Raw genomic sequence first — 12,316 nt, forward strand, 5'->3', positions numbered from 1 at the left:
CAAAACCTACACTTCATGACCTGCCCACCCGAACAGGTCGCCACATGTAAGAGGCCGGCCAAGGTAGGGGAGGCTTGGATCGCCGTCAATGCGCCACACCCAGGGTGCATGCGCGGTGGGTAGGAAGGCAGGCCGCCCCGGTGTACACCCTCTCCAGCCGGGCTTGCTTCCGCGTCCTCCCGATGTTCTGGGTGGAAGCCCCCCCGCCCCCTCACTGACATGGCCTATTCGACGCGCTACGCCCATCCCTTCCTGCCCACCACCCGTGCCGACATGCAGGCGCGCGGCTGGGAGCAGTGCGACATCATCATCGTGACGGGGGACGCGTACGTGGACCACCCGGCCTTCGGGCCGGTGCTCATCGCGCGCTTCCTGGAGGGGCGCGGCTTCAAGGTGGGCCTCCTCCCCCAGCCGGACTGGCACTCGGCCGAGCCCTTCAAGGCGCTGGGGCCGCCGCGCATGTTCTTCGGCGTGGCCGCGGGCAACCTGGACTCGATGCTCAACCGGCTGACGGCCCAGAAGAAGAACCGCTCGGAGGACCAGTACAGCCCCGGCGGGCAGACGAACTGCCGGCCGGACCGGGCCACCATCGTCTACGCGCAGCGCTGCCGTGAGGCCTACCCCGACGTCCCCATCATCCTGGGTGGCATCGAGGCCAGCCTCCGCCGCATCGCCCACTTCGACTACTGGAGCGAGAAGGTGCGCCGCTCCATCCTCTTCGACGCCAAGGCGGACCTGCTCGTCTTCGGCATGGGCGAGCGCCCCATCATGGAAGTCGCGGACCGCATGCGCCAGGGCGAGCGCATCCAGGACATCCGCGACGTGCGCGGCACCGCGTACACCATCAACGACGAGGAGATGCGCGCCCTGGAGGCGGACCCGGCCAGGCGCGCCGCGGACCGCAAGACGGTGGTGCTGCCGTCCTACGAGCAGGTCATCGAGGACAAGCACGCCTTCGCGGTGATGAGCCGCGACTTCCAGATGGAGACCAACCCGGGCAACGCGCGTCCGCTGGCGCAGCGCCACGGCAACCGCGCCATCTACATGAACCCGCCCGCGCTCCCGCTGGAGGACGGCGTGGGCACCGCGGGCGCCGAAGGCAAGTCCGTGGCCATGGACGAGCTGTATGACTTGCCCTTCAACCGCGTGCCGCACCCGATGTACCGGGAGCGCATCCCCGCCTACGAGACGGTGAAGCACTCCATCGTCCTCATGCGCGGGTGCTTTGGCGGCTGCACCTTCTGCTCCATCACCGAGCACGAGGGCCGCGTCATCCAGAGCCGCTCCGCGGAGAGCGTGCTGCGCGAGGTCCGCGCCCTGCGCCGCATGGGCGACTTCCGGGGCACCATCACCGACCTGGGGGGCCCCACCGCCAACATGTACAAGCTCAAGTGCAAGAGCGAGGACATCGAGAAGCGGTGCCGCAAGCTGTCCTGCGTCCACCCGGGCGTGTGTGAGAACCTCCAGACGGACCACGGCCCCCTCATCAGCCTCATGCAGGACGTGCGCAAGGAGGACGGCGTCAAGCACGTCTTCATCGCCAGCGGCGTGCGTTACGACCTGGCGGAACGCTCGCCGGAGTACGTGAAGGAGCTGGCCGCGCACCACGTGGGTGGGCAGCTGTCCGTGGCGCCGGAGCACGTATCCCCGCGCGTGCTGGAGAAGATGAAGAAGCCCGGCATCGAGAGCTTCGAGCGCTTCCAGCAGATGTTCGCGTGCGCCAGCGAAGAGGCCGGCAAGGAGCAGTACGACATCCCCTACTTCATCAGCGGCCACCCGGGCTCCACGTTGGAGGACATGGTGGAGCTGGCGCTGTGGCTGAAGCAGAACGGGAAGCGGCCCCGGCAGGTGCAGGACTTCATCCCCACCCCCATGGCCATGGCCACCGCCATGTACTTCACGGGCCTGGACCCGCTGAAGATGGAGCCCGTCTACACGGCCCAGGGCCTGCGCGAGAAGCGGCTCCAGAAGGCGCTGCTGCTCTACTGGAACCCGGAGCAGTGGCCGCTGGCGCGAGAGGCGCTGAAGCTGGCCGGCCGCGAGGACCTCATCGGCCGCGGGCCCCACGCGCTCGTCCCGCCGGAGTCGCCCGGGGAGGCCGCGCGCCGGCAGCGTACCGAGCGCGACACCGGCGCTGGTGCTTCCGCGCCGCGTCACGAGGCCGCGCCCCGGCCCGGACCGCAGGGAACCGCGCGTCCCCGGGCGCGCCGTCCCGGTGGGCCTCGCGCCCGCTGAGCGCCCTGGGACATGGGAGCCCGAACGCGCGGTTTGAATAAACCGCCGCGATTTTCGTCGGGCCTCCCACCATGCTCAGCCTCCTCTCCGCGTTGTGGCTCGCCACGGCTCCCGTGACGACCTCGGAACAGCCCGTGGTCCGCCCCCCGCCTCCGCAGTGTGTCTTCTCCCAGGGACGCTCGGTGTGCGGCTACCAGTGCAAGACGACCGGAACACAAACAGCCTGTGCCCGGACGCCCTACGGCATCTGTGAGGTCCTGGTGGGAAGCGTGCACTGTTGGGACCCGCCCCTGGTCGCCATCCAGCACCCGCCCACCACGAGCGCGAAGCCGGAGTGCAAGGAGAGCCGGGGCCAGGTGGCCTGCGGCTACAACTGCCGCCAGTTCAACGGCGAGGTGGCCTGCAACCGGACGCCCTACGGCGTCTGCTCCACGAACTTCAACAAGCTGACCTGTTGGGACCCGCCGGACGCCGTCATCCACCAGTACGGCGCGGAGACGCCCGCGCCCCGCTGCCTCAACGCCTCCGAGGACATGGCCTGCGGCTATGACTGCAAGGCCACGCGCACCGAGGTGCAGTGCGCCAACACGCCGGACGGCGTGTGCCGGCTCGACAACCAGCGCTTCACCTGCTTCGACCCGCCGTCGTTGCTGCACTGCGACCACAGCGCGCCGCCGCCGCCCCGGCACTGAGACCACACGTCCAGCGCGTGTGCCTCCGCACGCGAGTCATGCCCGCGAAGGGGAGGCCCAGGCCCCCTTTGCGGCGCTACACGGCTCCGGATAGGGTGCGCCGCCTTTCGCAACATCGCGACACACCCAGGAGCACGTAGACGATGGCCAGGACAACCCAGGAGCAGACCCAGGAGCGCCACGCGTTTCTGCTCGACCTCTTCCGCCAGCAGCCGGACATCAGCAGCAAGGAGGCGCTGGAGTCCTTCAAGGATAAGTTTGGCGGCACCATCAACATGAAGACGTTCAACCAGCTCCGAGAGCAGGCCGAGGACGAAGCCGCGACGGCCGTCGCCGCCGCGCCCGCGCCCGCCCCCGCCCCGGAAGTGGAGGCCGAGCCCGAAGCCGAGGAGACCGAGGCGACGGGGGACGACGCCGCCTCCCGCCTGAAGGCCGCCGCCGCGGCCCCCGAGGCCATCAACGGCGCGGCCGGCGCCCCCGCCAAGAAGGCCAAGGCGAAGGGCAACGGCCCGAAGAACATCTTCGTGGACGCGCCCAAGGAGCACCTCACCTTCCTGGAGGGCATCATCCAGCAGTTCCAGGAGGCCGGTGCCGCCAACATCCGCATCGACCACGCCACGGACCGGTGGATGGTCGTCGTGGTGGACTCGAAGTAGCAGGACCGCTCCCGGGCCAGGCGGAGTGCCCGCCTGGCTGGGAGGTGCGCCGTCAGCGCTCGGCGGACGGCGCCAGCATCTCCAGAGGAAGCAGCGCGGAACCTGACAGGCGACTCACCTCCAGCGCCTGGCCCGCCCCACTCACGCGCGCCCCCTGGAATCCCGTGGCGTCAGCGGCGCCCTCTTCCCACGCCACGAACCAGGCCGCCCCGTCCCACACCACCACGGGCGCGCGTGACGTCGCCCCGGCGGGCAACACGACGGGCACATCGAGCAACTGTCCATCCAGGCTCACCCGAGCGGCCAGCATGCCCGGCGTGCCGGAGAGATTCTCACTCCAGACCGCCAGATAGGCATCGGGGCCCCGCGAGGCGGCGACCGGAGGCTTGTGGCCCCACGGGCGCGTGAGGCGCAGCGCCGGCCTGTCCTTCACCGTGTCATCGTGCGTCACACGGGTCGCCAGGATTTCGTGCGGGCCGAATTCGTCCGTGCCTGTCGTCGTGCCCGCGTAGGTGACGAGGAACTTGTGGTCTCCGGCCGCCACGGCGGGCGCGATCTCCTGCTGGAAGTCCCCCGTGGAGATGGTGAAGCCCGACTTCGAGCCCAGGATGCTTCCGTTGTCCCCCACCCGGACACCGCGTACGCGGTGGATACCCTGCCGGGTGGCATCCCAGACGACGAGCGACTTGTTGCCACTGGGCGCCACCCGAGGCCCCGTCTGCTCGCCCTCGCCCGTGGCGATTCCGAAGGCCGCGGGCCCGTCCAACGCGAGGTTCTTTCGGAAACGGGCGCCGTAGACATCGGCGGTATCGTTCTTGTCGTCCTGCCACACGACGAAGAAGTGGTTGCCCGTCCACGTCACGTCGGGGACGGTTTGAGCGCCCTCACGGACGACGAGCGGGACACCGCCAGCCCCATCCAGCCGGATGCCGTCTTTCGTCACCCGGTTCCCAAAGATGTCCGGTGTGAGGACTCCACCGCGCTGGTCGCTCCAGACGACCAGGAACTGCTTGCCATCCCAGGCCACCGCCGGCTTGATGGCCATGTTGGATTCGGAAACGGAGAGCTGCGTGCGCTCGGACACGTCTCCGTCGGACGTCACACGGATGGCGTTGATGATGCTCTCCACATCGCCGATGAAGGGGAAGGCGAGCAGACACAGCTTATGCGCGCAGGCGATGCCTGGAGGCCCTCCCACCTCATCGGAGCCGAAGACGACGAACCGGCGGCGCACATCCCCGTCGCGCTCCACATGGGCGGCCACCAGACCGGAAGCGCTGACCCAGGTGACCAGGAAGAACTTTCCGTCCCAGGCCACTCGAGGCTGCCCGCCATCCAACCCGCTGCCCGCGTTGATGGGAAAGCCCCCCGGGTCCAGCACCTTCCCCTTGGGTGTCACCCGCGCGCCGAAGACGCCCCCCTCGCGTTCGTCCTGCCAGACGACCAGGAACTGTTTTCCATCAAAGGCCACGCCTTCTCCCGGCCGCCCCGTGGGCTGCTTCTTCCACACGGGCTTGCTCTCATCGGACGCGTTGGACGTTTCGGCACGACGGGCCAGCGCATCCAGGACCGCCTCTGGCACGGCTTCGGGCACTTCCTCCATCGCCCCACCGCAGGCAGACAGCAGCATTCCCAGAAACACGCCACCCCACCGCGCCGCCCGCGCGGGCTTCCACTTCCCCTGACGCATACGTTGCTCCCCTTTGGTTCGACAGGTGGCAACGTCATGCGCGGGAGGTGGCGCAACAATCCTCCCGGTGGGGAGGGAAACGCATCCGTCACGGCGCCCTATCCATCCCGTCGGGTCCCTCCCGGGGCGTCCCTCGCTCCAGCGGCTGTCACCGGTCCACCACCTCGCCAACCCGGGAGTAGTCCACGAGGCCTGCCTTGTGGATGAATGGCGCGCGTGATGCGCACGCTCCTCATCGCCTCCGTCCTGCTGGTCGCCACCGCCTGCTCGCGCGCCAGCGCCACGCGTCCTGATTCCACCGTGGAGCAGCTTGGCGTCCAGGCGCCGCTTCCCAACGAGTGGTCCTCCCCTCTGCACCGAGAGCATCCGCTCACGGGCCGCATCTGGGACGTGAAGGCGGCCCGATTCGTGGACGCGGACACCCTGCGCCGCTCGCTCGCCCAGGCCCGCTTCGTGGTGCTGGGAGAGCGGCATGACCAGCCCGACCACCACCAACTCCAGGCGTGGCTCGTCCAGGCTCTGACCGAGGGAGGCCGGAAGCCCGCGCTGGCCTTCGAGATGCTCGACGTGGGGCAACAAGCAGCGGTGGACGCCTCACTGGCCCAGGCCCCGCGGGACGCGGAGGCGCTCGCGCTCGCGGTCAACTGGGCGGGCAGTGGCTGGCCGGACTGGGCCCTGTATCGGCCCGTGTTCGCGGCCGGGCTGGAGGCGGGGCTTCCCATCGTCGCCGCCAACCTGCCGCGCTCGCAGGTGCGCGAACTGGTGATGCGCGGTCCGGAGGCCCTGGCTCCCGAGTTGCGCCAGCGCCTGTCCTTGGACACGCCGCTGCCCGAGCCGGTGGAGCAGGCGATGCGCCAGGAGCAGGACGAGGCGCACTGCGGTCATCTGCCCAAGGAGATGCTCGGCCCCATGGTGCAGGCCCAGCGTGCGCGGGACGCGCACCTGGCGGACCGGCTGTCGAACGCGGACACCGGCCAGGGCGGCGTGCTTATCACAGGCAACGGCCATGCACGGACGGACCGAGGCGTTCCCGCGCAGCTCGCGGCCCGTGCGCCCGGCAAGGACGTGCGCTCCGTGGGATTGCTGGAGGTCGACCCGAAGCTGCCCGAGCCGGCGGACTACGCGGCCTCTTTCGGCGCGCAATCCCTGCCCTTCGACTATGTCTGGTTCACGCCGGCGATGCCCATGGAGGACCCGTGCGCGGCGCTCCTCAAGCGCCCCAAAAAGTAACTCCCGGGGCGCGTGGCGTGACATAGCCAATATGTCAGCAATTGGGCTATGTCGGCGCGCCCATGACGTCCTCGCTCCTCGCCGCCTCGCTCATCATCGCTCTGGGACAGAGCCCGGAGTCCGTCTCCACGGAGCCCGCTGCGCCAGAAGGCTCCTTCCTCCAGACGCGCCTGTCCTTCCTCGCGGGAGACACCGACTTCGGCGCCCCTGATGCCACCACGCGGTTCCACGTCGCGCTGGACGCGCGCACGGCGGAGCTGGCGTCCGGCCTGCGTGCCGAAGCAGGACTGTCGTTGTTCCTCAATCCGGTCGCCGTCGCCGGCACCACGCTTCAGGACAACGCCAGCTTCTTCGGCCTCCGGTACCGGCCTTCCTCCTGGGCACCCGATGAGCGTCTGGCAATGACGGTGTTCCCGGTGAGAGCCAACCGGCTGTACATGGGCTACGAGAACCCGGTGGCCTGGGCACGCATTTCGACCATGACACGCACGGGCCTTGGCGGCGAACCGGGCATGGAGCTGCGCCTGTCGCGGCGGCGATGGGACGCCTTTGTCGCCGCCAAGATCCCCAGCCTGCAGAACGGCGTGACCACGGAGCGGGAGCGGCGCCTCATGCTCCTGGCGGGTGCCGGGGTAAACCTCTCCCAAGCCTTCCGGATGGAAGCCGCTGCGGCCAACCTCGACCTGGGCCCCGCGAGCGTGCCCTACGCGGATGCCCGGGAGCGCGACATCTACACGCGCGGCGTGTCCGGGCGGATGATGTGGCGCCATGGCGTCCCCGTCGGAGCGAACGTCGACCTGGAGCTCTACGAGGGAGACCCGACCTTCTTCGAGCACTTCTTCGCCCCCGACGTCTACCCCGGTGGCTTTGGAGCCCACGTCGCGCTGGAAGGGAGCTACGTCACCCAGCAACTCCTCGACAGTGAGTCGACCGTGTTGGAGGCCACGCGAAAGCAGGCCGCGCACGCCGCGGCGCTGGTGACCCGGGTCAAGTGGAACCAGCTCCGGCTTCACGCGCTCGCGTACTACAGGACGCCCTCGTTCATGGTGCTTTCGCAACCGGGCTTCTTCCCGGCGGAAAGCGCCCTGTTCGAACAGACGGAGGCGCTTGCCGAGCTGTCCGCGACGGTGGGGGCGGACTACTTCCTCCAGGACTGGGGGCTCACGCCCGGCTTCCTCGTCCGCGTCACCGCCCCGGCCACACTGAAGTCGCCGGTTCCGCGGCCGATGTGGCCGCTCATCACCCCCCTCATCGTTCGGGGCAACAATGGGTATTCCGCGCTGCCCGTGGGCGAAGAGCGGAGCCCCATCCTCACCGCGAAGGCCACGGCGCGGTGGGACCTGGGCGAGGTCGCGGGCGTCCTGGCCGAGCTCTTCTACACACGCGACCCGAACCGGACCACCTATGCCAACGACGACACGGGCGTGGCCACGGTCGTCTGGGATTCGCCGGACATCGTGGGCGGCAACCTGTTGCTCCAGGTGCGCTTCTAGGAACGGAGCCCCGGTAACGCGGCCCCGTGCGCGTCACCCGCCGCGCAGCGTCACCAGTGCTCGCTGGAAGTCCTCGGGCAATGGCGCCTCGACGCGGACGGGCTGGCCGGTAGCGGGGCTTGGCAGTTCCAAGGTGAAGGCATGCAGCGCCTGCCGTCCCAGCGCCCGCGCCGCGGCATGCGCGCGTGCCTCCGGGGGACCGTAGAGTGAATCCGCCAGCACGGGGAAGCCAGCCTCGGAGAGCTGCACACGAATCTGGTGCGTGCGGCCCGTGTCCAGGTCGACCTCCAACAAGGCGGCATCCGCGAAGCGCTCGCGGACCTCGAAGGAGAGCGCCGCGCGACGCGCGGATGGAACGCGGGTGGTGAAGCGCCGAGGGTCCGCCGGATCTCTGGAATAGGGCCCCTCCAGGCGCCCCTGTGAGGGAGGCTGCCCCAGCACCAGCGTCCAGTAGCGCTTGTCCACGCGCTTCTCCTGGAAGGCGCGCAGCAGCGCGGCGGCGGCCGTATCCGTGCGCGCGAAGGCCAGACAGCCACTCGTCTCCCGGTCCAGGCGGTGCACCACGCCGGGCTGAGCCAGGCCCTCCACGTCGAAGGGCGGACGCTGGGCGGCGAGCAGCCCCACCACCGAGGCCGCGCGCCCTTCCGGCTCCACCACGATGCCCGGGGGCTTGTTCACGATGACCAGGGCCGCATCGTCATGAAGCACCGGCAGCACCGCCCTTCAGCAGAGGCCACCGGCGCGGCGCGAGGCTCAGGCCTTTCGAGCTCAATCTCCTCACCGCCCCACAGCTTGCGCGTGGGCTGGCACTTCTTGCCCCGGATGCGAACCGCTCCCGAATCAATCAGGGCACGGGCCCGCTCCAGGTTGAGGCCTGGGACCTGCTTCGACAGGAAGCGGTCGAGCCGCTCACCGGCGGCCTCACGAGGAACCTGGACCTTCTGCTGTGCCATGCGCTTCCCGTCCCTCAACGCGGGGGGCGAGTCAACGTCCTTGGGCGGCGTCCCCGCCACGCCACACGGGAGCATGGCTTGCGGACGACGAGGACGACCCGGAAGATGGCGAAGAATCGACCCGGCCCGGCCCCGTGAATCCGACCTGCCCCACATGTCATACGCCCCACCCTGGTGCCGAGGCAGGTCCGCGACGCACCTGCGCCGCCTGCGGTGCGGACCTCACGCACGGCGCACAGACGCGAAGCACACCGCCGGAGCCGGACCTCACGGGTGAATCCCTGGCGGGCTTCCAGCTGAACTCCCGCCTGGGCACCGACGCCACGGGCCGGCTGTACGCAGCGGAAGGCCATGTGGGTCCATGCGTGGTGAAGGTGATGTCTCCCTCGGTGACAGCGGATGCGGAGGCGCGGGCGCGCTTCCACCGGGAGGCGGAGACACTGCGGAGCCTCCGCCACCCGGACATCGTCCGCGTCCTGGCGGTGGGCGAGGAGCGCGGCCACTGCTGGTACGCCCTGGAGCCCGTGATTGCGCCCGGCCTGGAGACGCGGCTGGACCGGGTGAACGCCCTGCCCTTCCAAGAGGTGGAGCAACTGGCGCTGCGATTGCTCGATGCGCTCGGCGCCGCGCACGACGCGGGCCTCGTCCACGGAGACGTGCGGCCCCAGAACATCCTGCTCGCGAAGGACGGCGCGATGCTGACGAACTTCGGCCTGTCGCTCGTGCCTCCTGGTGCCCATGGCTACCAGGCCCCCGAGCAACGACAGCGGGGCCGCGCCATCCCGCAGTCAGACCTGCATGCGCTGGGACGCGTCCTGCACGAGGCGCTCACGGGAGGCTTGCCGGAGACTCAGCCACTCCCCCGGGGCGTGCCCCGGCACCTGCGTCGGTTGCTGAAATGCCTGCTCTCGGAGGCCATCCAGGACCGCCCCGACAGCGCCATCTCCGCGCGGCGACTGCTGACCCAGCGTGCGCCGCTGGGCCCCTTGGCCGTGGGCATCGCGGCGCTGCTGGCGATGCTGATGTTCCTGCTGCTGCGCGCGGCGTGAGCGACCCCCGCTCAGATCCGCTGGAGCTGGTCGCTGGACATGCGGTGCTTGGGCTTGCGGCGGATGAAGCGGTTCGCATCGCCGCGCCGGTAGCAGGTGATGAGGCGCTCCTCGTCATTGAGCAGGACAATCCACCCACGCGCCTGCCGCGCCACATCCAGGCTCCGCCATGCACGAGGCAGCTCCCGCTCCAGCACCGTGACGTGCGTCATACCGGTCGCCCGGGTCCGGATGCCAAACTCCAGGATGAAGTCGAGCACATCGTCACGAAGCTGCCGAAGCGAGCTGCGCTCGACGAAGTGACGCGTGGCGGAAAACCCAGGGGATACGGGCGGACGGCAAACGGTCATGGCGTGGACCTCCTGTTGCCGGGAAGCCATTACACATGCCGTTCCAACGCTTCATTCCCAAGATTCCGCGCACTTGGTCGGCTCCGGCACGGCGGACGAATGACATTCCGTCAATTTCCGTGCAGGCGTGTGACAGCAAGGCGCGGACACCCGGCGCCGGCCCTCCCTGGCCGCTCCGGACACATGGTGTAGAAGGCCCGCCATGCGTTCCGTGCCGAAGCCGCCCCCCGGTGAATTGCTCCAGGATGCCACCCGCGCCTACGTGCGCGGATATCGCACGGCGTCCCTCTGCGCCGGCATCACCCAGGGAGGCGTGCATCACGTCGAGACGCTGCGGAGCAAGGGTGCGCCGCCCTCTGAAAGCGCCATCTTCGCGCTGGGCGAGCTGACCCCGGTCTTCACGGGGGCCCTCCTCGCGTTGCTCGTGGACCAGGGCAAGGCACGGCTCGACATGCCCCTGTCCGAGGTGATTCCCCGGTCGCTGCTCGCGGATGCCACGGCGGGCCGCATCACCCTCGAGCAGTTGGCGACACACACGTCGGGCATGCCCCACCTGCCTCCCAACCTGGAGCAGAGCGCCCAGATGATGGAGGACCCCTTCGGCCATTACGACGCGAGACACTTCGGAGAATTCCTCCAGACCTATCAGCCGGAATGGCCGCCGCCGCGCCGCCACGCGCCCTCCATCCTGGGCATGGGTGTGCTGGGCCACGCCCTCTCTCGGCGCGCGGGACTCAACTACGGACACGCGTTGAGGGACCTGCTCTTCAAGCCCCTGGGCATGGCCGACACCACGCTGCGCTTGTCCGAGGAACAGGAGCCGCGCCTGACGGCCGGCCACACGGCGCGAGGCAAACCGGTCCCCCAATGGACCTTCCCCGCCCTGCCGGGAGCGGGCGCCGCCTACTCCACCGCGCCCGACCTGCTCCGCTTCCTCGACGCGAACCTCGGCCGGGGCGACGCGGGCGTCGTGCGTGCCCTGCAGATGACACATGTGCCGCGCGCGGAGGCGAACCTTGGGAAGGTGGGGCTCGGGTGGAGCGTGACGCAGGTGCGCGGTCAGCCGGTGGTGTGGCGCTCCTCCGTCATCCGGGGCTACACCGGCTTCATGGGCTTCGCCGCCGGGGCGGACGCGGGCGTGGTGCTGCTGGCGAACCATGGCTGGTCCTTCTTCTCCGCGCTCCGTGGGCGCATCCCCCTGCAAGCCCCAGGGCTCGAGCTGCTTTCCCGTCTCCTCCCGACGGAGGCACAGGTTCGGCGCCCGATGCCGGGGTGAGTCCGCCACACGCGATTGTCTTTCTCTCGTCGGACGCGGCGAAGCTGAACGCGGTGCTGGACTTCGTGGGTTCTCGCGACACGCGTGCGTTCGTCATCCTCCATGAAGGATGACCAGAAGGTCTACGTGGCCCCAGAAGCCGGCGGGCGCCCGGAAAATGAGCGCCCGCCCTCAGACAACGAAAGCCTGCCTCCAGGAGAGGAACCGTTGCGCGTGCTCAGGGCAAGCGGCGCAGGGGCAGCAAGGCCCGGAGACGTGCGTCCCGCAGGAAAAGCCCCGCCCAGGCGAAAACGGCCACGAGGATGGGGGCGATGAACGGCTCGGACAGGCGCACGTGCGTCGAGGTGGCGCCGCCGAGGTAGCCCGTGACGAGGATGGCGCCCAATACGGCCGTCTGCGGCACCGCGTAGATCACCAGGCAGATGAGCTCGGCGATTCCAATGGCCAGCAACACCGAGCCAGGGTAGCCAGACTTCTCGATTCCCTGGATGGCTTCGGGTGACTGACCCAGCTTCATCGACGCGCTGAAGGCCAGCGTGGCGACGACGAGTCCGGTGAAGATGCGTCCCAGCCAGAGCATCCATCCCTTGGTGGCAGGGGCGGACTGCGTGGAGGCCGGAGAGACGGCGGAGGAAGTGCTCGACATGAGAGAGACGCCCTAGGTGGAAGTGGGACCTGGAAGCCTCGCCGAT

General features: G+C 69.4%; 10 protein-coding genes and 1 pseudogene. 7 read left to right on the forward strand and 4 right to left on the reverse strand.

Annotated elements, in window-relative coordinates; genetic code table 11:
• Window positions 1-219 precede the first annotated feature (219 nt).
• The 3 genes from OZ403_RS29045 to OZ403_RS29055 all read left to right on the forward strand — a co-directional run bounded on the left by OZ403_RS29045 (window position 220) and on the right by OZ403_RS29055 (window position 3,583).
• Complete coding sequence (locus OZ403_RS29045; RefSeq protein ID WP_140794561.1) at window positions 220-2,235, forward strand: YgiQ family radical SAM protein; 2,016 nt, start codon at window positions 220-222, stop codon at window positions 2,233-2,235.
• A 71-nt stretch (window positions 2,236-2,306) separates the two neighbouring features.
• Window positions 2,307-2,927: a hypothetical protein gene (locus OZ403_RS29050; RefSeq protein WP_140794562.1), complete on the forward strand. Its 621-nt coding sequence runs from the start codon at window positions 2,307-2,309 to the stop codon at window positions 2,925-2,927.
• Window positions 2,928-3,070: 143 nt separating this feature from the next.
• Window positions 3,071-3,583 carry a hypothetical protein gene (locus tag OZ403_RS29055; protein ID WP_140794563.1) on the forward strand — a complete coding sequence of 171 codons (513 nt, stop codon included), beginning with the start codon at window positions 3,071-3,073 and terminating at the stop codon, window positions 3,581-3,583.
• A 52-nt stretch (window positions 3,584-3,635) separates the two neighbouring features.
• Here the strand turns inward: OZ403_RS29055 and OZ403_RS29060 are convergent, their stop codons facing one another.
• Window positions 3,636-5,273, reverse strand: a complete 1,638-nt coding sequence (locus OZ403_RS29060; protein ID WP_140794564.1) for a hypothetical protein — start codon at window positions 5,271-5,273, stop codon at window positions 3,636-3,638.
• Between the two features lie 219 nt (window positions 5,274-5,492).
• On the opposite strand from OZ403_RS29060, the gene OZ403_RS29065 reads away from it, so the two are divergent.
• Both OZ403_RS29065 and OZ403_RS29070 read left to right on the forward strand, forming a co-directional pair.
• A complete protein-coding gene (locus OZ403_RS29065) occupies window positions 5,493-6,503 on the forward strand; it encodes a ChaN family lipoprotein (protein WP_268784911.1) in 1,011 nt (336 codons plus the stop codon).
• Window positions 6,504-6,565: 62 nt separating this feature from the next.
• Complete coding sequence (locus OZ403_RS29070; protein WP_268782309.1) at window positions 6,566-7,996, forward strand: hypothetical protein; 1,431 nt, start codon at window positions 6,566-6,568, stop codon at window positions 7,994-7,996.
• Between the two features lie 33 nt (window positions 7,997-8,029).
• On the opposite strand, the pseudogene OZ403_RS29075 reads toward OZ403_RS29070, so the two are convergent.
• A pseudogene (locus OZ403_RS29075) lies at window positions 8,030-8,949 on the reverse strand (RluA family pseudouridine synthase).
• 353 nt (window positions 8,950-9,302) lie between these two features.
• On the opposite strand from OZ403_RS29075, the gene OZ403_RS29080 reads away from it, so the two are divergent.
• Window positions 9,303-9,998, forward strand: coding sequence for a serine/threonine-protein kinase (locus tag OZ403_RS29080; protein ID WP_237077526.1), 696 nt, complete (start codon window positions 9,303-9,305; stop codon window positions 9,996-9,998).
• Window positions 9,999-10,009: 11 nt separating this feature from the next.
• On the opposite strand, the gene OZ403_RS29085 is transcribed toward OZ403_RS29080, so the two are convergent.
• A complete protein-coding gene (locus OZ403_RS29085) occupies window positions 10,010-10,348 on the reverse strand; it encodes a hypothetical protein (RefSeq protein WP_228559395.1) in 339 nt (112 codons plus the stop codon).
• Window positions 10,349-10,550: 202 nt separating this feature from the next.
• Here OZ403_RS29085 and OZ403_RS29090 point away from each other — a divergent pair, with 202 nt between their 5' ends.
• Complete coding sequence (locus OZ403_RS29090; protein WP_174258917.1) at window positions 10,551-11,624, forward strand: serine hydrolase domain-containing protein; 1,074 nt, start codon at window positions 10,551-10,553, stop codon at window positions 11,622-11,624.
• A gap of 217 nt (window positions 11,625-11,841) precedes the next feature.
• Here OZ403_RS29090 and OZ403_RS29095 read toward each other — a convergent pair whose 3' ends face one another.
• Window positions 11,842-12,204, reverse strand: coding sequence for a DoxX family protein (locus OZ403_RS29095; RefSeq protein ID WP_140796638.1), 363 nt, complete (start codon window positions 12,202-12,204; stop codon window positions 11,842-11,844).
• Between the last annotated feature and the right edge of the window lie 112 nt (window positions 12,205-12,316).

It is taken from the genome of Myxococcus sp. NMCA1 (assembly GCF_026810205.1).
Lineage (GTDB): Bacteria > Myxococcota > Myxococcia > Myxococcales > Myxococcaceae > Myxococcus > Myxococcus xanthus_A.

Excerpts from the sequence above, each read along its gene's own strand:
- OZ403_RS29050 (WP_140794562.1), top strand. The coding sequence starts at position 2,307 with ATGCTCAGCCTCCTCTCCGCGTTGTGGCTCGCCACGGCTCCCGTGACG.
- OZ403_RS29045 (WP_140794561.1), top strand. The coding sequence starts at position 220 with ATGGCCTATTCGACGCGCTACGCCCATCCCTTCCTGCCCACCACCCGT.
- OZ403_RS29060 (WP_140794564.1), bottom strand. The coding sequence starts at position 5,273 with ATGCGTCAGGGGAAGTGGAAGCCCGCGCGGGCGGCGCGGTGGGGTGGC.
- OZ403_RS29070 (WP_268782309.1), top strand. The coding sequence starts at position 6,566 with ATGACGTCCTCGCTCCTCGCCGCCTCGCTCATCATCGCTCTGGGACAG.
- OZ403_RS29090 (WP_174258917.1), top strand. The coding sequence starts at position 10,551 with ATGCGTTCCGTGCCGAAGCCGCCCCCCGGTGAATTGCTCCAGGATGCC.
- OZ403_RS29095 (WP_140796638.1), bottom strand. The coding sequence starts at position 12,204 with ATGCTCTGGCTGGGACGCATCTTCACCGGACTCGTCGTCGCCACGCTG.
- OZ403_RS29065 (WP_268784911.1), top strand. The coding sequence starts at position 5,493 with ATGCGCACGCTCCTCATCGCCTCCGTCCTGCTGGTCGCCACCGCCTGC.
- OZ403_RS29055 (WP_140794563.1), top strand. The coding sequence starts at position 3,071 with ATGGCCAGGACAACCCAGGAGCAGACCCAGGAGCGCCACGCGTTTCTG.
- OZ403_RS29085 (WP_228559395.1), bottom strand. The coding sequence starts at position 10,348 with ATGACCGTTTGCCGTCCGCCCGTATCCCCTGGGTTTTCCGCCACGCGT.